Annotated in this window: 23 protein-coding genes; 5 read left to right on the top strand and 18 right to left on the bottom strand. The window is 69.5% G+C overall.

Annotated elements, in window-relative coordinates:
* Window positions 1-121: 121 nt before the first annotated feature.
* A complete protein-coding gene (locus OP79_RS03680; protein WP_033318470.1) occupies window positions 122-1,438 on the top strand; it encodes a ferredoxin reductase family protein in 1,317 nt (438 codons plus the stop codon).
* A gap of 47 nt (window positions 1,439-1,485) precedes the next feature.
* Here OP79_RS03680 and OP79_RS56380 read toward each other — a convergent pair whose 3' ends face one another.
* Window positions 1,486-1,761: a hypothetical protein gene (locus OP79_RS56380; protein WP_033318469.1), complete on the bottom strand. Its 276-nt coding sequence runs from the start codon at window positions 1,759-1,761 to the stop codon at window positions 1,486-1,488.
* Here OP79_RS56380 and OP79_RS58215 point away from each other — a divergent pair.
* Entirely contained in the window at window positions 1,741-1,905 is a 165-nt protein-coding gene (locus OP79_RS58215) for a hypothetical protein (RefSeq protein ID WP_342669490.1), read from the top strand. The two genes, OP79_RS56380 and OP79_RS58215, sit on opposite strands and share 21 nt — an antisense overlap.
* Before the next feature lie 25 nt (window positions 1,906-1,930).
* On the opposite strand, the gene OP79_RS03670 is transcribed toward OP79_RS58215, so the two are convergent.
* From OP79_RS03670 to OP79_RS03590, 17 genes are all read right to left on the bottom strand, one after another.
* Window positions 1,931-2,896: a glycoside hydrolase family 6 protein gene (locus OP79_RS03670; protein WP_033318468.1), complete on the bottom strand. Its 966-nt coding sequence runs from the start codon at window positions 2,894-2,896 to the stop codon at window positions 1,931-1,933.
* Window positions 2,897-2,970: 74 nt separating this feature from the next.
* Window positions 2,971-4,587 (bottom strand): glycoside hydrolase family 43 protein, encoded by a 1,617-nt coding sequence (locus tag OP79_RS03665; protein WP_211270736.1) that lies wholly within the window; start codon window positions 4,585-4,587, stop codon window positions 2,971-2,973.
* A 376-nt stretch (window positions 4,588-4,963) separates the two neighbouring features.
* Window positions 4,964-5,566 carry a cellulase family glycosylhydrolase gene (locus tag OP79_RS03660; protein ID WP_033318466.1) on the bottom strand — a complete coding sequence of 201 codons (603 nt, stop codon included), beginning with the start codon at window positions 5,564-5,566 and terminating at the stop codon, window positions 4,964-4,966.
* A gap of 134 nt (window positions 5,567-5,700) precedes the next feature.
* Entirely contained in the window at window positions 5,701-7,215 is a 1,515-nt protein-coding gene (locus tag OP79_RS03655; RefSeq protein WP_051744392.1) for a glycoside hydrolase family 43 protein, read from the bottom strand.
* A gap of 44 nt (window positions 7,216-7,259) precedes the next feature.
* Window positions 7,260-7,484, bottom strand: coding sequence for a hypothetical protein (locus tag OP79_RS03650; protein ID WP_033318465.1), 225 nt, complete (start codon window positions 7,482-7,484; stop codon window positions 7,260-7,262).
* A gap of 384 nt (window positions 7,485-7,868) precedes the next feature.
* Window positions 7,869-10,322: a SpoIIE family protein phosphatase gene (locus OP79_RS03645; protein WP_033318691.1), complete on the bottom strand. Its 2,454-nt coding sequence runs from the start codon at window positions 10,320-10,322 to the stop codon at window positions 7,869-7,871.
* Between the two features lie 278 nt (window positions 10,323-10,600).
* Window positions 10,601-11,107 (bottom strand): flavin reductase family protein, encoded by a 507-nt coding sequence (locus OP79_RS03640; protein WP_078491594.1) that lies wholly within the window; start codon window positions 11,105-11,107, stop codon window positions 10,601-10,603.
* A 5-nt stretch (window positions 11,108-11,112) separates the two neighbouring features.
* Window positions 11,113-11,613, bottom strand: a complete 501-nt coding sequence (locus OP79_RS03635; RefSeq protein WP_033318463.1) for an NADPH-dependent FMN reductase — start codon at window positions 11,611-11,613, stop codon at window positions 11,113-11,115.
* Complete coding sequence (locus OP79_RS03630) at window positions 11,613-13,022, bottom strand: MFS transporter (protein WP_033318462.1); 1,410 nt, start codon at window positions 13,020-13,022, stop codon at window positions 11,613-11,615. The genes OP79_RS03635 and OP79_RS03630 overlap by 1 nt, the downstream gene beginning before the upstream one ends.
* A 1-nt stretch (window position 13,023) precedes the next feature.
* A complete protein-coding gene (locus tag OP79_RS03625; protein WP_245685220.1) occupies window positions 13,024-14,349 on the bottom strand; it encodes an NtaA/DmoA family FMN-dependent monooxygenase in 1,326 nt (441 codons plus the stop codon).
* Between the two features lie 5 nt (window positions 14,350-14,354).
* The gene (locus tag OP79_RS53645) at window positions 14,355-14,768 is read right to left on the bottom strand and encodes a cysteine hydrolase family protein (protein ID WP_245685207.1); all 414 of its coding nucleotides are present in this window, start codon (window positions 14,766-14,768) and stop codon (window positions 14,355-14,357) included.
* A gap of 141 nt (window positions 14,769-14,909) precedes the next feature.
* A complete protein-coding gene (locus OP79_RS03615) occupies window positions 14,910-15,767 on the bottom strand; it encodes an ABC transporter permease (protein ID WP_033318689.1) in 858 nt (285 codons plus the stop codon).
* A gap of 16 nt (window positions 15,768-15,783) precedes the next feature.
* Window positions 15,784-16,614 (bottom strand): ABC transporter ATP-binding protein, encoded by an 831-nt coding sequence (locus OP79_RS03610; protein ID WP_245685206.1) that lies wholly within the window; start codon window positions 16,612-16,614, stop codon window positions 15,784-15,786.
* A 161-nt stretch (window positions 16,615-16,775) separates the two neighbouring features.
* Window positions 16,776-17,201, bottom strand: coding sequence for a hypothetical protein (locus tag OP79_RS03605; RefSeq protein ID WP_033318459.1), 426 nt, complete (start codon window positions 17,199-17,201; stop codon window positions 16,776-16,778).
* Between the two features lie 171 nt (window positions 17,202-17,372).
* Window positions 17,373-18,221 (bottom strand): carbohydrate ABC transporter permease, encoded by an 849-nt coding sequence (locus OP79_RS03600; RefSeq protein WP_425428548.1) that lies wholly within the window; start codon window positions 18,219-18,221, stop codon window positions 17,373-17,375.
* Window positions 18,218-19,216 carry a carbohydrate ABC transporter permease gene (locus OP79_RS03595; RefSeq protein WP_425428547.1) on the bottom strand — a complete coding sequence of 333 codons (999 nt, stop codon included), beginning with the start codon at window positions 19,214-19,216 and terminating at the stop codon, window positions 18,218-18,220. Before OP79_RS03595 ends, OP79_RS03600 begins: the two co-directional genes overlap by 4 nt.
* Before the next feature lies 1 nt (window position 19,217).
* A complete protein-coding gene (locus tag OP79_RS03590) occupies window positions 19,218-20,495 on the bottom strand; it encodes an ABC transporter substrate-binding protein (protein ID WP_033318458.1) in 1,278 nt (425 codons plus the stop codon).
* 401 nt (window positions 20,496-20,896) lie between these two features.
* Here OP79_RS03590 and OP79_RS03585 point away from each other — a divergent pair, with 401 nt between their 5' ends.
* The 3 genes from OP79_RS03585 (at window position 20,897) to OP79_RS03575 (ending at window position 25,103) form a co-directional block, all read left to right on the top strand.
* Window positions 20,897-21,649: a DeoR/GlpR family DNA-binding transcription regulator gene (locus OP79_RS03585; protein WP_033318686.1), complete on the top strand. Its 753-nt coding sequence runs from the start codon at window positions 20,897-20,899 to the stop codon at window positions 21,647-21,649.
* Window positions 21,650-22,016: 367 nt separating this feature from the next.
* A complete protein-coding gene (locus OP79_RS03580; protein WP_245685219.1) occupies window positions 22,017-22,799 on the top strand; it encodes an oxygenase MpaB family protein in 783 nt (260 codons plus the stop codon).
* 60 nt (window positions 22,800-22,859) lie between these two features.
* Window positions 22,860-25,103: a serine/threonine-protein kinase gene (locus OP79_RS03575; protein WP_033318456.1), complete on the top strand. Its 2,244-nt coding sequence runs from the start codon at window positions 22,860-22,862 to the stop codon at window positions 25,101-25,103.
* Window positions 25,104-25,206 lie beyond the last annotated feature (103 nt).

The following is a 25,206-nucleotide window of genomic DNA, read 5'->3' as shown; positions in this document are numbered from 1 at the left end:
CTTGCCCCGCCCAGGGGCCGTATCGGAGCGGGACGCTCGGGTCCGCCGCGACCTCTCGGGTACCGGGCGCCAGTGCGTCACATGCACAGAGGGGGAAACGGTGGGGGCGACAAGTACACAGGTGCGACGGGGCACCATACTTCCGGTCGTCGCGGCGCGGTGGGCGCTGTGGACGTTTGTCATCGTCAACTTGGTGATCGTCGAGGTCTTGTTCCTCACCGCCGGGACCGGCAAGAACGGGGTGCTCACGGTCGCCAAGTTCTTCGGCCTGCACGCCGCCGTGCTGATGCTGTTCCAGCTGCTGCTGGTGGCCCGGCTGCCGTGGCTCGACCGCCGTATCGGCATGGACCGGTTGACGGTGTGGCACCGGTGGGTCGGCTTCACCCTGCTGTGGACCCTCCTCACCCACGCCGTGCTGGTGGTGCTGGGCTACGCGCGGCTCGATGACGCGTCGATGACGAAGACGTTCTTCGCGCTGGCCGGAGTGCCGGCTTCCCTGCTCGGGATGCTGGCCGCGGCGATCGTCGTCGTGGTCGCCGCGGTCTCCGCCCGGCAGGTGAGGCGGCGGCTGCGGTACGAGACCTGGCACGGCGTGCACCTGCTGCTGTACCTGGCGTTGGGCCTGGCGTTCGTCCACCAGCTGCAGGAGACCACGACCTTCAGCTCCTCCGCGCCCGCGATGATCTACTGGTGGGTCCTGTGGCTGTTCGCCTTCGGTTCCCTGGTCACGGGGCGGATCGTGATGCCTCTGTGGCGCAACGCCTATCACCGGTTCGAGGTCACGGCGGTGGTGCCGGAGTCGGACGACGTGGTGTCGGTGCACGTCACCGGCCGTCACCTCGACAGGCTGCCGGCCAGGGCGGGCCAGTTCTGCATCTGGCGGTTCCCCGGGCACAACCACTGGTGGCTTGCCAATCCGTTCTCGCTGTCGGCGGCACCCGACGGCCGCACGTTGCGCCTGACTGCCAAGGCGGTCGGCAGCGCCAGCGCCGGCCTGCGCCATGTCCCGGTCGGGAGCCGCGCGTTCGTCGAGGGGCCGTACGGGGCGTTCACCTCGTTGCATCGAACGCGGCCCGGCGCGCTGCTGATCGCCGGAGGAGTGGGGATCACGCCGGTTCGAGCCCTGTTGGAGGAGGAACCGGCCGGTGACGTCGTCGTGCTCTACCGGGTGCGCAGCGAGGACGACGCCGTGCTGGTCGACGAGGTACGAACCCTGGTCGCGGACCGCGGTGGGCAACTGCACCTGCTCACCGGCCGCACGGGGGAAGGCAGCCCGCCGTTCGAGCCGGAGAGCCTCCGTGCCCTGGTTCCCGACATCACCGAACGCGACGTGTACGTCTGTGGCCCGCCAGCGATGACCTCGGCCGTGCTCAGCGCCCTGCGCAGTCTGAAGGTTCCCCACCTGCAGGTGCACGCCGAGCGGTTCGGCCTGGCCTGACGACGCTGAGGACGGGGCCCGCAGAGGCCCCGTCCTGACTGTCGGGTTCAGGCCCGGTACGGCAGGCCGGTCTCCGAGGTGCCGGCGGGCCGGGTGTGCACGGTTGCGTCCGGGCCGCCGATCCGCAGCTGCCACGGGTGCGGGCTGTCGGTGGTCACGTGCAGGCGGTCGCCCCGGCGGCGCAGGTGGAAGCGGGCCGTCTCACCGGGGCCGTCGGTGCTGGGGATCACCACGGTGTGCTCGGAGCCGTCGGCGAAGGCGTGTATCCGCAGTTCGACGCCGTCCGCCCAGGCGGAGACCGGGTGCTGGTCGTCGGCGGCCACAACTGGAACGTCTACAAGGGCACCAACGGGTCGAACCAGGTGTTCTCGTTCCTGCGGACGTCCGACTCCAACTCCGGCACCAGGGCCGAGGTCGGTCCGCGTCCTTCTCGGGCGCGGTCGGCCTCGGCCCGCAGCGCGTTGTAGTCCGCGAATCGTGGGCGGCCTCGGATCAGTAGCCGTAGATCATCTTGTAGGCGACCTCCGGGAGGAACTCTCCGGCCGAGGAGCCGGTTCCCACGCCGCAGTTGCCGTCGGACTCGCCCGGGACCTTGATCCACAAGAGCATCTCGGCGCCTCCGCCCAGCTGGGTGGGAGTTCCGATACGGCGGCCTGAAGGGTTGCACCACTGGCCGTTGGAGCCGTTGCCGTTGCGGCTGGTGTCCACGACGAACGGCTTGGTGTAGCCGTACCGGGCGCCGAGTTCCCTGTTGACCGCGTTGCCGTAAGCGGTGTTCTCGGCCGTGGTCAGGTAGTTGGAGACGTTGAGCGAGAAACCGTGGGCCTGTCGGAGGCCGGCTTCGTGGAGGCGCTGGGCCATGGTCGCCGCGCTCGCCCAGGCCGGGTTGCCGGCGTCGAGGTAGACCCAGGTGTTGGGAGCCTGACGGTTGAACTCGGCGAGCGCTCCGGTCAGCATGCTTTCTCGTTCGTCGATCTGGGCCTGGGTCATACAGCCGTAGTCCCCGAGGGAGTCCGGTTCGAGGACGACGATGGCGGGGCGGCCCGCGATCCCGCCCGCGAACTGGGCGATCCAGTTCGCGTAGGCGGACGGCGAGGAGGCTCCGCCCGCGGAGTGCCCGCCGCAGTAGTCGCGGTTGTAGATGTTGTAGGCGACGAGGACGGGCAGCTTGTCCCGGGCGTCTGCGGCGCCCACGTACGCGCCGGTGGCCGTGCCGATGGTGCCGCTCCAGGAGCCGAACCAGCGGGCCGTCGGTGTGTTGGCGATGGAGGCGTTGATCGCGGGTGTCCGGCCGTCACCGGGGTTGGCGGCGACCCACCGCTTCGCGCTGGAGTCGGGGTCCACGTAGAACCCGTTGGTCATGGTCGTCGGGTGGGCCGCGTGGGCGGAGGGGGCGGCGGCGAGCGCCAGCGGCAGTGAGGAGAGTGCTGCCACCAGGGCGAGGAGTCTGCGGCGCATGACGGGTACCTCGGCTTTCTGACAGGGATGCGTTCGAATTGGGTGGGGGGTTGGGTGTGCGATCCTCCGATCGTTCAGGGCGTGGACAGCTCGAACCGCGTGACGCGGACCGCGCCGCCGAGTGCCTGGGTGGCGTGGTTGAAGAGGGCGAATCGGTATCCCATGAAGAACCGCCAGTCGTTGCCCAGGGAGAAGGCGGGTCCGAGGCGGGTGAAGGTGGTGCCGTCGGTGCTGTAGGAGAAGGTGCCGGGGCGTGCCGCGCCGGGGCGGATGTCCGCGCTCGCGCGCAGCCAGACGCGGCTGCCCGACACGGCCGCGCTCGCGACCTCCCTGCCGGTGCCGGTGGTGTTCCAACTGCCGTCCATGGTCAGCCCGTCGACCATCACCACCCGCGGCACGCCGCCGTCACGCTTGACGCCGATCCAGGCGGAGGAGTCGCGCAGCAGCGCGAGTCCGGCCCGGTCGCCGTCCCGCATCGCGGAGTGGTCGAGCTGGACCGTGGCGGTGGAGGTGGGGCCCTGGATGCGGTGCGTCAGGGTGTTGCGGGCCCAATAGAGGTCGTGGGTGACGGTCGCTGTCTGCAGCGTCAGCCCGTTGCCGACCGACCACTTGGTGTTGTCCGGGTTGTGGTTCCACTCCCATCGCGGTTTCAGGGTCGGGCCGTCGAAGGTGTCGACGCCGGTCATGGGGGTCACCGGGCGAGGCGGAGGGGGCACGGCCGGGCTGGGATACGAGGTGCCCCATGCGCCGTCGACGAGCTGCACGACCGGCCAGCCGTCCGAGGTCCAGGTGACGGGCGCCAGGGCGGGCATCCGGCCACCGGGGTAGGCGTCGACGAAGGCCATGTAGTACCAGGCGCCGTTCTGCGTCTGTACCAGCCCGCCCTGGTGCGGGACACCACCGCCGGGGATCGGCCCGCGCAGGTCGAGCAGGACCTGCCGCATCGTGTACGGACCGAAGGGGCCGCTCGAGGACTTCAGGATGTACTGGCCGTTCGCGGGCCGGGTCAGGAAGATGTAGTACTGCCCGTTGATCTTGTAGAAGCGGGAGCCCTCGAGGGTGCCGACGCTCGACGGTGTCGTGAACACCTGCTGGGTGCGAACCTGGGTGCGGCCGTCGGGCGAGAGCTGGGCCACGCTGATGGTCGTGTTGCCGTACGCCACGTAGAGGGTGTCGTCGCTGTCGATGAGCAACCCCGCGTCGTAGTAGGGGGTGCTGATCGTCGTCAGCCTGTTCCAAGGCCCCTCGGCGGCGGTGGCGGTGTAGACGTACGTCCGGGCGAAGTCGATCTGGCCGAGCCAGTAGAAGGTCCTGTTGCTCGGCCGGTAGGCCAGTGACGACGCCCAGATCCCTCTGACGTAGCCACGGGCACCGTCCAGGTCGTACTTGGCGCCGAAGTCGAGCACGGGCACCGAGTGACCGGCGATCTCCCAGTTCACCAGGTCGTACGACCGCAGGACGGGCGCGCCCGGCGAGTAGTGCATCGTCGAGGCCGAGGCGTAGAAGGTGTCACCGACGCGGATGACGTCGATGTCCGCGAAGTCCTGCCAGATCACCGGGTTCGTGTAGGCCGCGGCGGCTGCGCGGGCCGGCCCTTGGGCTGCGGCCGGCGGGAGGACCGCGCCGGTGGCCAGGCCGGTGGCGGCCGCCAGCGCGCGACGACGGGAGAGAGGTTGATGGGGCCATGACATATGCATGCGTGGCGTGCTCCTTGCGGCTCGGCCGTTTGCGGTGGCGCAACCCGGAGGTGCCCTGCCGGGTTCGAGTGGAGCGACTCTGGCGTGTTCGGAATCTCGAATGTGTGTCGATTTGTCGAGCAAACTGGATGATAGGGGGCCGATGAACGCCGTCAAGAGCCCTCGCATGATTCGTCGGTCATGTCGAAACATTCGAAGCTCCAGCGAGTGAATCGCCGCAGCTCGGTTGGTCGGATGCGCCCGGAAGCGCCGCATCCTGGTGTCGGAGTTCGGTCTCCATGACACGGTGGGCATGACCATGGACGACACGGTCGGCCGGCGCCCTCGATGTGTCCTGTCGGTCGCGCAGCTCTCGGAAGCCGAGCGGGACCTACTGGCGGCGAAGGGCATCCCGTTCGTCGTCTTCGACCCGATCGACGAGCTGCCCGACGACGTTCCGTTCGTGGGAGGCCCTGTCCTCGGCGAGCGCCCAGTCGACCACCTGCTCGACGCGGCTCATGAACGCGGCGTCGATGGTGTAGGGGGCGGTGGCGGAGTGGCGGTCGGTCCAGGTCACCGGGATGCGGACGCTGCGGAAGCCCTCGGCGCGGATGGTCTTGAACAGGTCCCTGGTGACGAGCGGGTTGCCCCAGGACGTCTCGTCCGGAATCGCGTCCAGGGTGTTGCCCAGGTTCCAACTGGGCTGCATCGCCGCGACGGCGTCCATGGCGCGGTCCGGAACTCTGACCGCGGCGCGTGCCTGCGGTGCCGTGCCGCCGGGCGCGGCGATCGCGGTGCTGCCGGACAGCCCCAGGACGACGAGCAACGCCATCAGCAGGCCGGCCAGGCGTCCGGGGCCGCGGCTGCGATGGTGCGCGGTTCTGCGTATGTCCTTCATGTGCCATGCCTTTCGGTCGGTGGTGGGGGTGATCCGGTCCGTGGTCGGGCGGCGACCAGGCGCCACCGTCGGCCACGCCTGCCGCCGCAGGTTCATCAGGTGATGTGTGTCGTGCCGTTCCCGGGTTCAGGGCCGGACCGCCGAGCCGGTCGGTGAGGACGTGTCAGCCGACCCTCGTCGCCACATGGCGGAGCGTCCTGCGTCCCTGTCAGCAGAGGGAGGGGCCTGGTTCAGTCGTCGAGGGGCTCATAGTCGAACCAGTCGAAGCGGACGGTGCCTGCCGCGGCGTACATGCCGATGACCCGGCCCGTGAAGCCGCCGGCGACCTCGGTCGACAGGTAGCGGCCGTCGAGGGTCGCGAGCTCGGTGAACGTGCCGTCGGGCTGCTCGACGCCGAGGGAGACGACGTCGGGTCCGGTGCACGGTCCGTGCGGAGACGGCGGTTCCGTGGTCGTGACGGCGAGGACCACCGGTCCGGCGGGCACGGACTGTTCGGCCACGACCGTGCGCAGGGAGCCGACACGCGCGACCACCCGCACCCGCGCGGCGGACACCTCGATCGCGTAGTGGTGCCGCTCGTCGAGCCGGACGGCGAGGCCACCGCTTCCCTCCGCGGCATCGACCAGAGTGCGCGCACGGCACGACAGATGCTGCTGGCGCCGGCCGGTGAACACCACGTCGGGCTCGTCCAGGGAGCCGCCCCGCGCGCGGAGCGTCAGCCATCCGGGGCGCTCCTTGGTGGTGCAGTGTTCGGCGGGCCGGTCGCGCAGGGAGATCCAGGACGGTCGCAGTTCGGCGAGCTCGAAGTCGTCCCGGTGCTCCTCGACAGGGCCGAGGCTGAGCGGCCACGGGAGCTCGGGCAGGTCCAGGGCGACCTCGCCGACGACCGGCCAGTCGTCCCCCCAGGTCACGGGGGCCAGGAACGTTTCGCGGCCGAGCACGTGCCAGCCCGGCGTGCCGCCGCCCGGTCGTACGCCGAGCAGCACCATCCACCAGGAGCCGTCGGGGCCTTGGACCAGGTCGGCGTGCCCGGTGTTCTGGACGGGGTGGTCGGTGCCGCGATGGGTGAGGATCGGGTTGGCCGGGCACGGCTCGAACGGGCCTTGGGGCGAACGACCGCGGGCGATCGAGACACCGTGGCCGCGCTCGGTGCCGCCCTCGGCGATGAGCAGGTACCAGTAGTCGCCGATCCGGTACAGGTGCGGCGCCTCCGGGGCCTTGGCGCCGAGCCCGCCGGACCAGAGCCTGTGCGGTGTTCCGTACGTCTGCCCGGTGGACGGGTCGATACGGACCTGTGAGACCCCGGCGACCGTGCACCAGCAGGTGCCGTCCTCATCCCAGACCAGGTCGGGATCGATGCCGGGGACACCCGGCGCCCAGACGGGGTCAGACCACGGTCCGGCGGGGTCGGTGGCCGTGACGATCAGGTTGCCGCCGCCCTCGCTGCAGTTGGTGACGATCAGCCAGAAGCGGCCGTCGTGGTGGCGCAGGGTGGGGGCGTAGATCCCGCCGGAGGACGACATGGAAGCGGGCAGGCGCAGTTGGTCCGGCCGGTCCAGGACGTTGCCGATCTGCGTCCAGTGCACCAGGTCGCGGCTGTGGAAGAGGGGCACCCCGGGGAAGTACTCGAAGCTGGAGCAGGCCAGGTAGTAGTCGTCGCCGACGCGGCAGACGCTGGGGTCGGGGTGGAAGCCGGGGATCACGGGGTTGGTGAAGCGTCCGTCCGGCTGGCGCAGAGGGGGCACCCGATGGGTCCTCTCGTCGATTCGTGATGCGGGCGTGGGGTGGTTCAGGGAGCGCCGGGGGCCGTGGGGGCGATGCGGAGCAGGACGGCGGACGGCGTGGTGGGCAGGCTCAGCGCGGCCGTGTCGGGCATCCAGGCGGAAACGGCCCGGCTGACCGAGGGGTGGAGCAGGTCGACACGGGCGGCGGTGTCCCGCAGGTGGAGCAGTACCTGCCAGTGGCGGCCGTCGGGTGCGTGTTGCTCGGCGAACTGCTTCGGACACAGGGCCACCGACCCGCAGACCGGAGGGCAGCGGGTCGGTGGGGCTGCTCACGCGACCGAGGCTGCTGCGCTGACGAAGCTTCTGCGGTTCAACTCATGACTCATGGCGGCGGCCTTCCCGCGGCGACTGTCGAAGCGCTTCACCTATGGGCGTAAGTTAACGGACAATTTTCGTGTGAAACAAGGGTCCCAACCACGAGATACTTTCTTCTGCTGGTCCATTGGTGGTCCGTCAGGAAGAATGGCACGTTGAAGCGCTTCGATACTCATGCTTCAGAGCCGACTCCGCACTCGGCTTCCGAGGGGTGTGTGCCGTGGGCTCGGCGTCCTTGCTGACGCGCAGGCCGTCGCCGCTCTGCCGGGAGCCCGGCGACGGCCCGCCGGGCTCGGATCTCATCGCGGCTCGGGCTCGGTGAGGGCCTGCGCGCACCAGATCGTCTTGCCGTCGGTGGTGTGCCGGGTACCCCACCCCTGGGTGAGCTGGGCGACGAGCAGCAGGCCCCGGCCGCCCTCGTCGAAGGCGCGCGCCCGGCGTAGGTGCGGTGCGGTGTTGCTGGCGTCGGAGACCTCGCAGATCAGGGAGGCGTCGCGAATCAGCCGCAGCCTGATCGGGGGCTCGCCGTATCTGATGGCGTTGGTGACCAGCTCGCTGACAACCAGTTCGGTGACGAATGACGCCTCCTCCAGGCCCCAGGCCTCCAGCTGGTCGAGGGTGAACTTCCTGGCGCGCGGCACCTGCGCGGGGTCGGGTACGACGTCCCAGTCGGCGACATGCCGGGGATCCAGCGCGTGAGTGCGAGCGAGCAACAGGGCGGCGTCGTCGGTGCGGCGTTCGGGAAGCATGGCGTCCATCACCGTGTCGCAGAGGCCCTCCAGTGAGGTGGCCGAATGGTTCAGGACCCGCAGCAGGTCGGCGATCCCCTGGTCGACGTCGCGCTCGCGGCTCTCCACCAGTCCGTCGGTGTAGAGAGCGAGCAGGCTGCCCTCGGGCAGCTCGAGTTCGGTGGCCTCGAAAGGCAGTCCACCGATGCCGAGCGGTGGTCCCGGCTGTGCGGGTGCCGGGGTCCTGGTGCCGTCCGGGGAGATGATCAGCGGCAGCGGATGACCTGCGCTCGCCAGTGTGAAGCGGCGGGAGACCGGGTCGTAGACGGTGTACAGGCAGGTGGCCCCGAACTCGCCGGTCGGCTGGAAGCGGCCGGCGGGCTGGAGGTCGCTGGCGAGGTGGATGACCAGGTCGTCCAGGTGGGTCAGCAACTCGTCCGGCGGCAGGTCCACGTCGGCGAGCGTGCGGACCGCCATGCGCAACCGGCCCATGCTGGCCGAGGCGTACAGGCCGTGACCGACCACATCGCCGACGACCAGGGCGACCCGGGCACCGGAGAGCGGAATGACGTCGAACCAGTCACCACCCACTTCCGCGCCGGTCCCGGCGGGCAGGTAGCGGGATGCCACCTCGAGCGCCTCTTGGCTCGGCAGCTGCTGCAGCAGCAGACTGCGTTGCAGGGTCAGCGCGGTCGTGCGCTCGCGCGAGTACCGGCGGGCGTTGTCGATGGCGACGGCTGCCTTGGCGGTCAGCTCCTCGGCGAGGATCAGGTCGTCGGCGGTGAAGGCCTCGGGCCGGTCGCTGCGGGAGAACTCGACGACGCCGAGCAGCGCGCCGCGGGCCCGGAGCGGCACGGTGATCCGGCCGGTCAGCCCATCCGCGGCGATGGACTCGTCGATCAACGGGTTGCCCGGCGGCCAGTGGGCCGGGTCGGCGGCGAGCCCGGGCCCGAAGGCCCATTCGCCGCCGTGGCCGGGTTCGGCTGCGAGCTGAACCGTGGACCTGCCGGTGGCCATGCAGCGGGTGGCGACGGAACCGGGAGCGTGACTGACCGGCATCGGGCGCCCGGGAGCCCGGTCGGTGTCACACTTCGCGCTGTGCTGGGCGGCGCGGCTGAGCGTGATGGCCTCGCCGGAGGCGGAGGAAGGGGAAAGGGGCGGTTCCTCTCCGTGCAGCACCTCGTCGAAGAGGTCGACGGTGACGCGGTCGGCGAATCCCGGCACCGGGGTCGTGGCCAGTTCCTGGGCGGTGCCGAGCACGTCGAGCGTCCGGCCGATGCCGCTGCTGGCCTCGTTGAGGATGAGCAGGCGCTGCCGGGCCCAGTACTCGGCGCTCATGTCGAATCCCCAGTTGGCGACCGCGCGGACCCTGCCCTCGGCATCCCGGACGGGCCACATGCTGGTGGCCCAGGCGTTGGCGTAGTCGCTGCCGAGCGGGTGGAAGACGGTGATGAGACGCGCGGGCTCGCCCGTCCTGGCCACCTCGGCGAGCTGGTCGGTGTAGGGCTTGTCGTCCCTTTCGGGAAACAGCTCGCGGTCGAATTCCGGAAACAGCTCGCGGTACTTCTTACCGAGTACTTGCTCCTCGGAATGCGCTATCACCCGGCCCGAGGAGGCGTTGATCCACAGAAACCGCAGCTCAGGGTCGTAGACGCCCAGAGCGAAGGGGCACTGTTCGAAGGCCAGGTCGGCGATCACCGGGCGGCGTTCCCAGAGGTGGACGGTCACCGCATGACCCAGTGCCCGGCCGTCGGCGCCGAACAGCGGGTGAGCCGACACCAAAGCGTCCACCGTGGAACCGTCCCGGTGGCGCAGGGGGACGAGCTCCGTGTGGTCGGGGCCGCTGCCGTAGCTCTCGGGGAAGCCGGGTGGTGGGGGAGCGGCCAGCAGGTCGGTCACGGGGCGCCCGACGGCGTCCTCCGCCGTCCAGCCCAGCAGTAGCCGCCCGCTCTCGCTCCAGCCGCTCACCACGCCGTCCGGGCCCACCACAAGCGCGGCAGTGCGGGCATCCTGCTTGCCGGCCATGTCCACGCGCTACGCCTCCGTCCGGGCAGCTGTGCCCGTCAGGGCTGGTTTCCAGCCGCAGCTTCCAGCCTAGGTCCGCTACTGCTCCACGGCGCTCCGGCCGGTGCGTTCCTGACCGCCGGGTGCAGGGCCGAGCGGGGCCGGCGCCTGCGCGCCCCGCTCGACAACAGGCGCAGCACGTGCGCCGAAGTGGCAGTCGGGTCGAGCCGCGCCGCATCAGGAGTCGGATGTCCCGTAGCCGGATCTGTGGTGCTCCTGGCGGCGGTGGTCACACCCTGTCAGCTGTCCAGCATCTTGAGGGTCTGACGGTGCCAGACGAGCGGATTGCGGTCGTCGTCGGACAGCATGGCGAGCACGCGCAGCACGATGATGTCGTGATCGCCGGCCGGATAGCTGTGCTCGACGGTGCACTCCAGCCAGACTGGCGCGCCTTCGAAGAAGATCGCGCCGGATGCTGATTCCACCGTGCCGAGGTCGGTGAAACGGCTCGCCTTGCTGCGGGAGGCGAGTTGCCGGGTCTTGTCGCTGTGCCCCTCGCCCAGGACGGAGATCCCGATCGTCTGCGCGCGAGACAGTACCGGCCAGGTCGTCGAGCTGTGCTGGGCGGCGAAGGAGACCATGGGCGGGTTGTAGGAGACGCCGACGGCGAACGACGAGACGATCATGACCGTCGGGTCGCCGTTGACGCGCGCCGAGAGGGCTGCGACTCCTGAGGGGAATCCGGAGAACGCCCTCTTCATCTCGTCGGGATCCGAGGTGAAGTCTTCCATCGGCGTCCCTTCCATGGGCGTCATCGTGCGGCCCTCGCCTTCGCGGCGTCGAGCACGATCCGACTCCACCGCTCGGCCCAGCGGGCGAGTGAGTCATCCGTCGTGTAGGTGGAGTCGAGCTGGTAGAGACCCTGCGCGGGGCAGGTCGCACCGAGTTCGACGAGCACTGGTTTGAGGGTGAGTTCGGGGGCGAGTGCGTGCGCGGGGCCCGCACCGAGCATGAGGGGCAGCGCCACCTGGCCCGCGAGACCGGTCGCCGTGGGGAACTGGTCGAGGAAGACCTTGAGCAGGCCCGTGTACGTGCCCTTGTAGGTGGGCGATGCCACGATCACGATGTCGGCGGACCGCACCCGCTCGACGGCCGCGGTGACGTCCGGGTCGCCCCAGCCGAGCAGGCCGGCCCCGAGTTCGACGACTTCCACGACCTCGCAGTCCAGCCCCAGCGACGCGGCGAGGCGTTCGGCGGCATCGCGGGTGCGCGAGCCGGCCTTGGGGTTTCCGACGACGGCGACAGCCTTCATCAGGTGACTCCTGTGGGTAGTTGGGGCGCGGCGGCGGACGCCGCGGGAGATCCGGCCCCGGGACGGTCGACTCGGAGGAACACGGACGCCAGGACGCAGAGCAGTCCGACGGCGGCGAGTCCGCCGAGGGTGGCCGCGTAGCCGAATCCGGCCAGCAGAACGGCACAGGCCGCGCTGCCGAGCACGGCACCGAGTTGCTTCATGGCGTTGAACGTGCCGGACGCCGCCCCGACCTGGTCCGGAGCGACCGCGGTCACCGCAGCGATCGACAGGGGTGACCAGACGAACGAGTTGGCCACTCCGTACACCGCGAAGGCGGCAGTCAGCGCGGAGACCGGCGCGTCCGTCGCGACGAGCACCGCCGACGCTCCGATGGACAGGACGAGCGCGAGGGAGCCGATGACGGCGACCGCACGGGGCCCGATTCCGTTGTTCAGCCGGGCCGAGACGGGCGCGCCGAGCAGGCACAGCACGCCCATCGGTACGAGGGTGAGGGCCGCCGCGCCGGGATCGAGACCGCGCTCCTGCTGGAGGTAGAGCATCAGGGGGATCATGGCCGAGCCGGCGCTGAAGGCCGCCGCGGCGGCACCCCAGGGCGCGGTGACGAACCCGCGGCTCCGCAGCAACGCGATCGGCACCAACGCCCGCTGTCCGTCCCGGCGTTGCAGCCATACGATGCCCACGACGACCAGTGTGCCAACGGTGGCGAGCAGCCACCGGGGTACGTCCAGTACGTACGCGCTCGCGGCGTCCGTGCCCTGGACGCCGAGGACGAGGGCGCCGACGCCGGTCGCGTTCGCGCAGATCGCCCACACCGGGATGCCCGCCTTCTGGCGGGGGAGGGCGGGTACGAACGCGGCCACGGCGACCATCGCGGCGACGCCGACCGGGACGTTGACCCAGAACACCGCGGGCCAGTCGCCGACGGCGACGAGCAGGCCGCCGAGCAGTGGCCCGATGGCCACCGCGGCTCCGCCGACCGCGCCCCAGGTGCCGAGCGCGACGGCGAGGCGGGGCGGCTGGAAGAGCGCCTTGATGATGGTGAGGCACTGCGGTGTCATCAGCGCGGCACCGATGCCCTGGACCACCCGCCATGCGATGAGTGCCGTGATGGTGGGGGCCAGCGCGCACAGCAAAGACCCGAGGGTGAAGGCCGCGAGTCCGATCAGGTGGACGCGCCGGTGGCCGTAGCGGTCGCCCAGCCGTCCCGCGATGATCAGGGGCACGGCGTAAGCGATGAGGTAGCCGCTGTTGACCCAGATCGCGAGGGTCTCGGTGGTGTGCAGGCCGGTGATCAGTGCGGGCAGCGCGACCGAGGTGATCGTGCTGTCCAGCAGCAGCATGAAGAACCCCGCGCACAGGCTGCCGAGGGCGAGCCATTGGCGTCGCTCGCTCGTCCCTGCGGTCATCTCAGACCGCCAGGTTCTCGCGCAGCGTGGCGCCGGGGTAGGCAGGCGCGAGCGCGCCGCGGCGGCGCAGCTCCGGCAGCAGCAGTTCGCTGATCTCGGCGAAGCCCGAGGGCATGGCCAGCGGGCTGGAGAACATGTAGCCGCCGCGCGATCCGGTAGCGGCGAAGTTCTCCTCCAACGCGTCGGCGACGGTGGCGGGATCGCCGACGATGCTGTGGTCGAGCCCCGTCGCCCTGCCGCGGCCGTGCGCGAAGAACTCGCCGCGGCTCATCGTGTGGTCCTCACCGAACTCGGCGATGAGCGAGCCGACAAGACCCGCGGGACTCGCGTTGGCCGCCACGATCTCGTCGCGCAGCTCGGCCAGGCGGAACGACTGCGGCAGCGTCGAGAGGTCGTAGCCGGCGTTGTGCGACAGGTAGGTGGCGACGGCCTCCTCGTTCCAGAACTCGTGCACCGCGTCACGGCGTGCCCGCGCTTCGGCCGTCGTGCGGCCGACGATGACCTGCGTGGCCCAGAGGATGCCCACGTCGGCCGGGTCACGCCCCTCGGCGAGGAGCGCCTCGTCGAGCAGTTTGCGGTGGCGGTGCTGGGCCATGAGGTTGCCGCCGAAGCCGAAGACGAGATCGGCCAGCCGGGCCGAAGCGGCAATGCCCCGGGGCGAGTTGCCCGCCTGGACGATGAGCGGGTGGTGCTGCGGACTGGGTACGGAGGCGAGTGGACCCTTGACGGTGAAGAAGCGCCCTCGATGATCGATCGGGTGCACCTTCGAGGGGTCGGCGAACCGGCCCGTGGCCCGGTCGCGCACGATGGCGTCGGGTGCCACCGAGTCCCACAGCGCACGGCAGACCGCGACGAACTCCTCCATCCGCTCGTAGCGCAGATCGTGGTCCATCAACTCCGCGAACCCGTAGTTCGCCGCGTCCGCGCCACGCGTCGAGGCGACCACGTTGAAGGCGATACGCCCGCCCGTCACATGGTCGAGCGAGTTCAGCAGCCGGGCGACGTAGAACGGATGCATGAACGTCGACGAGTACGTCAGACCGAAGCCGACCTTCTCGGTCACGGTGGACATGGCCGCGATGACCGGCGACATGTCGTGACGCGGCCACTGGATGCCCCATTCCACGGCCGGTTCGATGCTCCCGCGCCAGGTGCTGGGTATGCCGCTTCCGTCGCCGAAGAACAGCATGCCGACGCCGGCCCGCTCGGCCGTCCGCGCGAGTTCCATGTACATGCGTACGTCCGGGAAGTCCTGCCCGACCCACGAGCCCTGCCGGGCCCACGCACCCTCGGTGTGGGCGAAGGAGAGGTCGAAGCCGATGTGCATGCCGTTCACCGCACGCCCTTCTTCCACAGTTCGACGACCTCGTCGGTGTCGCTGAGCACGGCCACGTTGAGTCCCAACTGCACGAGGGCCGCGGCGTTGACGTCGAGGTCGTAGGCGGCCGTCGCGTCCCGGGGGACGACGACGGGCCAGTCCAGCTGCACGGCGTCCTGGGCGGTCGCGTCGACGCAGCGCTCGCTCGTAAGGCCCACGACGGTGAGCCAGTCGCAGCCGGCCGCGTGCAGCCGCGTGTCGAGATCGGTGCCGAGGAAGCCGCTGTAACCGCGCTTGACCACGCGCGGTTCGTCCTCGGCGGGCCGCATGCGGTACCACTCGGCCCCGGCGGCCGTCAGCGCGACGGCGGCAAGGGAGGCGAGGCCGGATCTGATGAGGCGGTACTGCCTGGGGGACGTGGATGACATGGGTGACGTCGGTGACATGGGTGACTCCAGACTGGCGAGAGGCGCCGGGGAGGGGCATGGACGAGGGCATGCGGCGTCGAGCGCTCCGCCCTCGCGGGCCACGAGTGGATCGACGTGCGGGTAAGTCGGTATGAGGGCGCGTCAGTTGTGCGCGCTGTCGTGCCAATGGAGCACGCGGCGCTCGACCAGCGTCACGACGAGCAGCAGCAGCACGCCCATCACCGCGAGGACGAGAATCGAGGCGTATACGACCGGCAGCTGGTTCATCGAGGAGGCCACGCTGATCGCGGTGCCGAGGCCGCCGCTCGATCCCGACGCCGACATCTCGGCCACCACGGCGCCGACGATCGACAGCGGGAAGACGATGCGCAGCGCGGCGAACACGTACGGCAGCGCGTTGGGGATGCGTACGTGCCACAGCAGCTCGATACGGTCGGCGTCCATCGTCTGGTACACCTGCAGTACCTGCTGCGACACGGACCGCAGACCGGCCGCGGTGTTGATGAGGATCGGGAAGAAGCAGATCAGACCGGCGATGACGAGCTTGGGCAGCGGGCCGAAGCCGAAGGCCACGACCAGCGCCGGTGCGATGGCCACGAGCGGCGTGACGTTGAGGACGACCGCGATCGGCATGACCGCCCGGCGCACGAGGGGGAGTTCACTGGTCAGCACCGCGAGGACGAACGCGGCGACGAACCCCATCGCGAGGCCGGCCACCGCCTCGCCCAGGGTGACCAGGGCGTTGTCGACGTAGTAGCCGAACTGGGTGGTGAGCGAGCTGCCGATGTCCGAAAGCGGCGGCAGCAGGTACGGCAGTTCCTCGGCTCCCCACTGCCAGAGGGCGGCGAGGATCGTCAGCATCACCAGGAGGGGCAGCCAGACGGCCGGGCGGATCCATGCGATCCGGGACCTCGGGTGGCCGAGGCTGAAGCGCGACGGCTCGACGGGCGGCTCCGCCTCGGTCGCCGGGGCGGTGGTGCGTTCGTCGGCTACGGTCATCTCTTCGCGCCCCCACTCACGCGGCTTCGCCGTGCCAGGCACGGCGAAGCCGGTCTCGGATCAGGTCCTCGTACTCGTGGAAGCGGCGCTCCCCGAAGAGGCGTTCACCGCGCGGCCGGGGCAGGCCGACGTCGATGGTGTCCACGATGCGGCCGGGGTGCGGGGCCATGACGACCACGGTGTCGGAGAGCCGGACGGCCTCGGGCACGGAGTGCGTGACGAACAGGACCGTCGTCTTCAACTCGTCCCAGAGATCGAGCAGTTGGTCCTGCAGGCTCTCGCGTGTGAATTCGTCGAGCGCCGAGAACGGCTCGTCCATGACGAGCACGTCGGGCCGCAGGCCGAAGGCGCGCACGATCGCGGCACGCTGCCGCATACCGCCGGACAGCTCCGCCGGAAGCTTGTCCATGGCCTCACCGAGACCCGCTTTGACGAGGAGTTCCCGCATGTCGGGGGCGGAGGGCGAGGCTTCCCGCTCGGCGAAGCCGGCAATGCGCTCGCGGCGCCTGGCGGCACCCTTGTTGATCTTCTGCGGCAGTGTGACGTTCCGCAGCACGGACAGCCAGGGCAGCAACGCCGGGCTCTGCGGCACGAGGCCGATCAGCTTGGCGGCGCACGCCTTCGCCGGTGGGACGCCGTGCACACGGACCTCGCCGTGGTCGGGCTGCTCAAGACCGGCGACAAGGCGCAGAAGTGTCGACTTGCCGCAGCCGCTGGGGCCGATGAGGCTGACGAAGCGGCCGGGCGGCACCGTCAGATGAACATCGTCGAAGGCATTGGTCGCGGACGACCCGAATCCGTAGACCTGGTGCACCGACCGCAGTTCAAGTGCTGGCGTACCAGTCACCTTCACGCTCCCATCCATGTAGCGAGCACGAAGGCCCGGTCCTGGAAGTCGGAGAGCGTGCGTAGCGAGTGCGGGTGACTGCCACGCGGAAATCCGCTTAGGTGTCTTTGACCGTAGGAGCTTTGCGTTTCGCTCCGCCGCCCCCGTTTGTTTCGAGGGCCTTACGTTCGGTCTTGCAGCGTTACGGCCGTGTTGCCGTCGAAGACGTAGATCTCGATCCCGAGGTCCGCCGCCGCGCGCGCCACCCAGCCGCCGAGCGCCTGCACGACCAACTCGGTGATCAGGAGCACCGCGCGCTCGGCGGTCGGTACGGAGTCCCGCAGCCAGAGCAGCTTGGACATGTCCGCCATGACCTTGTTGCGGTAGGCAGGCTTGTACGCGCCCTGATTGCTGACGAGTTGAACGAGTACGCGGCCCGCGTCGTCGATCCCCTCGACCTCGACGCGGCTGCCGTCGGGCAGCATGAGCGGCTTCGGACGCAGCCTGGTACCGAGCCGGTCGCCGAGGGCGAGCAACATACGGCGTTCGATGGAGCCCTCGACGAACCGGCTCCACTCGTTGGGGGCGTCAAGGACTGTCAGGTGCACCTGCCGGAATCTAGGAAACGCCGGTTTCCCAGGTGTTTCAGGAGCGACGACGCCGGTGATCTCGTGCCCCTGGCCTCCCTCATCGCCGGTCGCTCGTACCGAACCCGCCCGCGATCGCGGGCAGCGGGCAGTGAGCCCGCTCCCGCCCGCGCACCTGACCGGCTCAGTCCCTCACTCGCGCACCGCCCCCTTGGTGGCGTCGGCGATGAAGCTGCGGGCGAACAGGGAGAACACCACTACCAGCGGCAGTACGGCGAGCAGTACGCCGGCCATCACCATGGCGTAGTCCTGCCGGCCGTGCGAGACGTTGAGCTGGGAGAGGGCGACCTGCAGGGTCACCCTGTCGGGGTTGACCAGGGCGACGAGCGGCCAGACGTAGTCGTTCCACGCGGCGACGAAGGTGTAGATGCCGAGGAAGGCGAGCCCCGGCCGGACGGCCGGCAACCCCACGTGCCAGTACTGCCGGAAGAAGCCGCAGCCGTCCATGCGGGCGGCGTCGATGAGTTCGTCGTGAATGGCGCCGATCATGTACTGGCGCATCCAGAAGATTCCGAAGGCGTTCGCTGTCGCCGGGAAGATGACGGCCTTGAGTGAACCCAGCCAGCCCAGTTCCGCCATGATCAGGTACTGGGGAATGATCGCGAGCTGGAGCGGCAGCATGAAGATGCCCATCAGCATCGCGAACAGCACACGTCTGCCGGGGAATTCGTATTTGGCGAAGGCGAACGCCGCCAGGGAGTCCAGGAGCAGGACGAGCACCGTCGTGCTCACGGCCACGATGACCGTGTTGAACATCGCTCCGAAGAAATCGATGCTGTCCAGCAACCGCTGGATATTGTCGAACAGATGAGACCCGAAGGTGAGCTTCGGCGGGTATTTGGTGATGTCCTGCGTCGTGTTGGTCGCCATCACGATGGTCCAGTAGAACGGGAACATCGAGATCAGGACCCCGACCATCAGGATCGCGTGGAGGAGAAGTCCTCTGGCGGTCAGTGGCCGACGGACACGGAGTGCCTTCACGGCTTCCTCCTTCCTTGGACGACTCGCCAGTTGATGACCACGAACAGCAGGATGACGAGGAAGAACGCCCACACGATCGCGGCGGCGTAACCGAAGTTGTTGTTGTCGAAAGCCTGGTGGTAGAAGTACAGAAGTGTGGTCAGTCCGGCCTGTCCAGGACCGCCGGAATTCGGATTGTTGGCCGCGTTGCTGCCGAACAGGACCTGAGGCTCCGTGAAGCTCTGCAGGCCGTTGACCGTCGAGATGACCACCGTGAACAGAATGATCGGGCGCATCATCGGAACGGTGATGGAGAAGAAGGTCCGTACCGGCCCCGCGCCGTCGAGCTTGGCAGCCTCGTAGAGCTCTGAGGGAATAGCCTGCAGACCGGCCAGGTAAATGATCATGTTGTAGCCGGTCCACTGCCAGGTCATCAGCATCGCGATGACCGCTTTGATGGTCCACTCGTTGTTCAGCCAGGGGACCGACGGCACGTTCACCGCCTGCAATACCGCGTTGACGACGCCGAACCGGTCGCTGAAGGCCGAGAAGAAGAAGATGGAGACCGCGACTACAGAGGTGACGTTCGGAATGAAGTAGGCAACGCGGTAGAAGCTGGTGAAGCGGCGCGTGGAATTCAGCATGGTGGCCAGGACGAGCGCCATGAACAGCATGGGGAACGTGGCGAACACCCAGATCACCAGGGTGTTCCGCAGCGCCAGCCAGAAGGTGGGGTCGTCGAGCAGGAAGCGGAATTGCTCCAGCCCCACGAAAGTCTTCTCGCCGATGCCGTCCCAGCGCTGGAACGCCAGGTACAGCGAATAGACCATCGGGAAGAACAGGAAGGTCAGGAACAGCAGGAAGAACGGCGACACCGCCGCGTACTGCGGCCAGAAGGACAGAAGCCGCCGCAGCCCCCGGCGCCGCTGGGGCCGTCCGGTACTCCGGGCGGTCCGGCGGTGCTTCTGAGGAACCTCGGGCGCTGCGGCGGGTCCGGCCGTGGGGGGTGCTGCCACGTCAGCTCACGCCCTGCTGCTTGGCGATCTGCTTGGCCTGCTCGACGGCGTCTTTCCATGCGTCGTCCGGCTTCTTGCCCTTCGACTCGATGCTGGTCAGCTCGTTGTAGAACGGCACGGCCACCGCCGCGTTCGCCGGAGCCTCGTAGAAGGCCGGAACCTTCTCCGCGGCCGGGCCGAACACCTCGATCGTCTTCTGCCCGCCGAAGAACGGATCGCCTTCGGTCAGGGCGGGCAGCTTGTAGGCGGCCGGGGACGAGGGGAAGAGTGCCGCGTCAGTGAAGCCGCGGCCCTGGTTCTCCGGGCTGAGCAGCCACTTGACGATCTCGAAGGCGACTTCCGGGTTACGGCACTCCGTGGGCAGGGCCAAGAAGGAGCCGCCCATGTTGGAAGGGCCGCCGGGCAGGGGAGCGACCCGCCATTTGCCCGCGGTGTCCGGTGCCATGTCCTTGACGTCCAGCGCCATCCAGGCGGCACCCAGCTGGGTGGCCACTGTCCCGTTGGCCACGGCGGCCCTCAGGCTCTCGTCGTTGATCTTGGCGTCGGCGCCGGATTCGTAGAGGCGTACGGCGAGGTCCCAGCACTTGCGGACGTGCTCCTGGTCGCCGATGAACTTGTTGTTCTCGTCGATCATGCGCTTGCTGCCCTGACCGAGGGACATGTCGAAGACGGCCGTCATGTTGTTGAGCAGAAACGCCTTGGGGTACGCCTTCTGGATCTCGGCGCCGATCGCGAAGTAGTCCTCCCAGGTGGATATCTCCGCGGCCACCTTGGCGGGATCCGTGGGCAGTCCGGCCTTCGCGAACATGTCCTCGCGGTAGTACATCGCGGTCGGACCGATGTCGATCGGGAAGCCGATCTGTTTGCCGTCCTGGGTCTGTCCCTGCTTCAGCTTCCAGCCCAGGTACTCCGAGGCGATCTTGTCGGCCCCCAGGGTGTTGAGGTCGATGAATCGGCTGGCGTTGGGCAGGAAGGAGGCGATGTCCTCGCCCTTGATCCCGGTGATGTCCGGTACGAAACTGCGGCCGTTCATCGTGGTGAGCAGCTTCTGCTTGAAGGTGCCGCCGATGATCGAGGACTTCAGCGTCACGTCGGTGAACTGCTTCTTGGCGTCTGCCACGACCTTGTCGCTGAGGCCACCGCCCCAGTACCACAGGGTCAGGTCCTTGCCGTCCTTCGTACCGCTGCCGCTGTCCGAGCCGCCGCACGCGGCGGTGACTCCGGCGCCCGCCGCGACGAGCAGGGCCGTCTGGACGAACCGTCTACGGGACAGATCCACTTTCGTTCTCCTACTGTTCGACGTGATCGGTGACCGCGGGCGTTTCACCCGGGTACCGGCCGTGCTGTGTCTGGGACGGGGATCCGCCCGGGCCCAGGAGCGTCGGGCCGGCGGGCGCCCCGTGCGCGCGCCGGTTCGAGCCGCTCCGGGCGGGCGAGGTCCCGCCGTGGAACCGGGACCGGCTCTCAGGGCTGTGGTGTCGCAGGGCGTGAGGCATGAGCGCTTCCCCTCCCCGGAGCCGACGGCGAGTGGCAGCCTGCTGCCTTTTGCTCAGGAAGTACCGGTGCAGTGATTACATCTGCTCGAAGTACGCAGAAGCTTGCACCTTGTGCGCAGGTCTGGCAAGACTCAATCCCTATCCTGCGTGAGTTTGATTGAACTTGGAGGATCGAGTGACCGCCATGGTTCCCGACCGCCGACATGAATGGATCTTGCGAGCGCTGCGCTCGGACGGCCCGACCGCCGTCGTCGCCCTCGCCGAGAGGCTGGGCGTGAGCCAGGCGACGATCCGCCGTGACCTGGCACAACTGGAGGACGAGGGCCTGCTGAGACGGGTCCACGGAGGCGCGATGCCGGCCGAGGGCGGAGACGAACCCTTCACGGAGGTGGCAACCGTACGGGCGGCGGCGAAGGACACCCTCGCGGACAAGTGCGCCGACCTCGTCAGCGACGGTGAGATCCTCCTGCTCGACATCGGCACCACCACGCACCGGCTGGCGCGCCGGCTGCGGGGCCGCGACCTCACCGTGATCACCAGCAGTCTCGCCGTGTACGAGGAACTGGCCGACGATCCGTGCGTCCAACTGGTGATGCTCGGCGGAGCCGTCCGGCGCGACTACCGCTCGCTGGCCGGCTTCCTCACCGAGGACAATCTCCGGCAGATCCACGCCGACCGGCTGTTCCTGGGCACCAGCGGCATCCGCCCGGACGGCCAGGTCCTGGACACCACCTCCGTGCAGGTACCGGTGAAGCGGGCCATGATCGCCGCCAGTGAACAGGTGGTACTGGTGGCGGACGCCGGAAAGTTCCCCGGCACCGGTATGGCCCGGGTGTGCGGGCCCGGCAGCCTCGACCTGGTGGTGACCAACGCGCCCACGGACCCGGTGACTCGCAGCGCACTGCAGGCGGCCGGAGTCGAGGTGGCCGAGGTGTGAGAACGACGCCCTGAGCCCTGTCGGAAGCGTCCGCTTGTGCCGTTCAGCTCGAGCGCAGAGCTCGCGGGGTCAGTTGGTGTCGTCGCTCAGCCAGCACGCGTTAGACGCTACTCGTCAAACACGATCATCTCTATGCGCGTTATTGCAGAAGTTTTTTCCATTTTCTACGTAGGGGATCCAGCGCTCCTCCGCTTGCCGTGCAGACTTTTGACGCGCCCCTCCCAGGCCGGCCCAGCGCCTTCCTTGTCGCAGACGCTGTACCAAAGCGCCATGGTCTGGTCACACTGGCAGCGTGAACGTGGATCACATAGGCGACCCCGGACTCTTCGGCCCCGACTCGGTCACCTGGCAGCTGCACAGCGACCCGATGATGTGGGTCGCCGGAGTCCGCGCGCTCTACCTCCAGGCCCTGCACCCGCGCGCGGTGCGCGGAGTCATGCAGAACTCCGACTTCCGCAAGGACGCCTGGGGCCGGCTGATGCGTACGGCCAACTTCGTCGGGACGACGACGTACGGCACGACTCAGGCGGCCGAGAAGGCAGGCGCCCGGGTCCGCAAGATCCACGCCATGCTCACCGCGACCGACCCCGACACGGGCGAGCGCTACCGGATCGACGAACCCGAGCTGCTGCTCTGGGTGCACTGCGCCGAGATCGACTCCTACCTCGATGTCGCGCGCCGCTCCGGGATCCGCCTCACGGAGGCGCAGGCCGACCGCTATGTCGGCGAACACCGCGAGAGTGCCCGGCTGGTGGGCCTCGACCCCGAGGACGTACCCGCCGACCAGGCTCAACTCGCCGCGTACTTCGAGAAGATACGGCCCGAGCTGGCGGCCGGAGAGGAGGCACGGGACGTCGACGACTTCCTGCGTCGGCCGCCGACGCCCGCGCTGCTCGTCCCGGCGCGCGAACTGCTGTGGCGGGGCGTGGCGGAGGTGGCGTACGCCTCACTGCCGCCGTTCGCCCACGAGCTGTACGGACGATCCGCACCCTCGCACGAGGCGGTGAATCTTCAACTGCGCTTCACCGGCATCATGCTGCGCAGGATTCCCGCACGTGTGCGCTGGCAACTCCCGCCCAAGCACATTATCCGCGCCATGTCACGGCTCGGCCCCGGCTCCCGACCGGCCCCGTACAAACTCGGACGATAGCTCGCCATACTGGACGGGCCAGGGGAGGGCGGGGACACACGACGGGGGCGGTCGCAGGAAATGGGGGAGACCAGGCTGATCCAGGGCCGGTACCGGTTGCTCGACATGATCGGTCGCGGCGGCATGGGCGAGGTGTGGCGTGCGCGTGACGAGTCGCTGGGCAGACAGGTCGCCGTCAAGTGCCTCAAACCGCTGGGCCACCATCATGACCAGTCCTTCACCCGCGTCCTGAGGGAGCGGTTCCGGCGCGAGGCCCGCGTGGCCGCCGCCCTTCAGCACCGCGGGGTGACCGTCGTCCACGACTTCGGCGAGTCCGACGGCGTGCTCTATCTCGTCATGGAGCTGCTGGACGGGCGTAACCTCAGCCAGCTCCTGGAGGACAACAAGCAGCATCCGTTGCCGGTCGCGGACGTCGTGGAGATCGCCGACCAGGTGTCCGCCGCTCTCGCCTACACGCACCAACAGGGCATCGTGCACCGCGACTTGAAGCCCGCGAACATCATGCGGCTCACCGACGGCACGGTGAAGATCTGCGACTTCGGCATCGCCCGCCTCGGCCACGACATCGGGTTCACGGCCCGCCTCACCGGCACGGGCATCGCGATGGGCACCCCGCACTACATGTCGCCGGAGCAGATCAGCGGCGTGACCGTCGACGAGCGCAGCGACCTCTACTCGTTCGGCTGCGTACTGTACGAGATCGCCACCGGGGCGCCGCCGTTCGACCTCGACGACGCCTGGGCCGTACTCGTCGGCCACCGGGACACGCCTCCCGAGCCGCCGCGCCGCCACCGCGCCGAACTCCCCGAGTACGTCGAGGAGATCATCCTGCACCTGCTGGCCAAGGAGCCCGAGCAACGCCCGCACAACGCCCGTGAGTTGAGCCACCGCATCAGCGCGGCCCGCACCACACCGGCGTACGTGCCGACCGTGGCCTCTCCTCCCGTGCGCCCTCAGGCGTCGGAGCCGGCCGCCGCCGGCGAACCGCGACTGCCCTCCTGGACCCGCGGCATGACCACCGGCCACAAGGCGACAGGCGCGGCCCTGCGGACCACACCGCCGGACGCCGCGGCGGGCCTGACCGGTGACTGGATCGCCCGCAGCGACACCCGCTTCACCCAGGAGCCCGTACAGGCCGAACGGCCCACTCCATCACCGGAGTTGATCAGCACCCTCACCGGCCGGCACAACGCGGGCCTGAGCCTGGGGCGCCTCGGCCGCTGGGCGGAGGCGGGCGAGGTGCACCGCGCGGTCGCCGCCGAACGCGAGCACGCGCTGGGGCCCGACCACCCCGACACCCTCGCCAGCCGGTACGAGGTCGCCTTCATCCTCAGCCGCACCGGCCGCCCCGCCGACGCGCTGCGCGAGTACACGCGCGTGGCCGAGTCCAGGGAGCGCGTCCTCGGGCCCGACCACCCGGACACGCTGGCCGCGCGACAGGAAATGGCATACGTACTGGGGCAGTTGGGACGCCACTTCGAGGCGCACCAGGCGTATACGACGGTGCTCGCCGCCCGGGAGCGCGCCATGGGCCCCGACCACCCCGACACCCTGCGCTGCCGCCACAACCTCGCCTTCAACCTCAGCAGGCTCGGGCGCCTGGAGGACTCGTACCGCATGGCCCTGGACGTGGCAGCGGCCCGCGCGCGGGTGCTCGGCCCGAACCATCCCGACACCCTCGTCACCCGGTACGAAGTGGCCTACGCCCTCGGCCAGTTGGGCCGCTGGCCGGAAGCGCTCCAGACCTACCAGGAGGTCGCCGAGGCCCGTGCGCAGGCCCTCGGACCCGACCACCCCGACACGCTCGCCGCGCGCTACGAGGTCGGCATCAGCCTCGGCCGGCTCGGCCGCAGCGCCCAGGCCCTGACGTTGTACCGCGCCCTGATCGACGACCGCACCCGTGTCCACGGCCCGGCCCACCCGGAGACGCTGCGCGCCCGGCACGGCCTCTGCGTCAACCTCGGACGGCTCGGCCGCTGGGAGGAGGCCCTCGCCGAGTCCCGCGACGTGTGCGCCATCCGCGAGCGCGTCCTCGGCGCCGATCACCCGGACACCCTGGTCAGCCGCCGCGAGGTCGCCGTCGGCCTCGGCTGGCTCGGCCGCTGGGCCGACGCCCTCACGGAGTACCGCCGTGTCGCCACGGCCCGCGAGCAGGTCCTGGGCGCCGACCATCCCGACGCCCTCGCGAGCCGCAACGACGAGGCCCATTGCCTGGAGCAGCTCGGGCGCGGGGCGGAGGCGGTGGAGCTGTACCGGAGGGTGGCTGCGCTTCGCCAGCGGGGCGCTCCGCGGGAGGCGCAGTAAGTATCTGCGGGTGCGTTGTGGTTGCTCGCGCCGTTCCCCGCGCCCCTGGGTGGGGGGTGCGGGGTCGTGGGCCGGTGCGTCAGCCCGTCGCAGGGCGGGCATA

This window comes from Streptomyces yerevanensis (assembly GCF_000716805.1).
GTDB classification, from domain to species: Bacteria; Actinomycetota; Actinomycetes; order Streptomycetales; family Streptomycetaceae; genus Streptomyces; species Streptomyces flaveus.
Note: the sequence above shows the minus strand (reverse complement) of the source record. Positions and strands in the feature narration are given on the sequence as shown.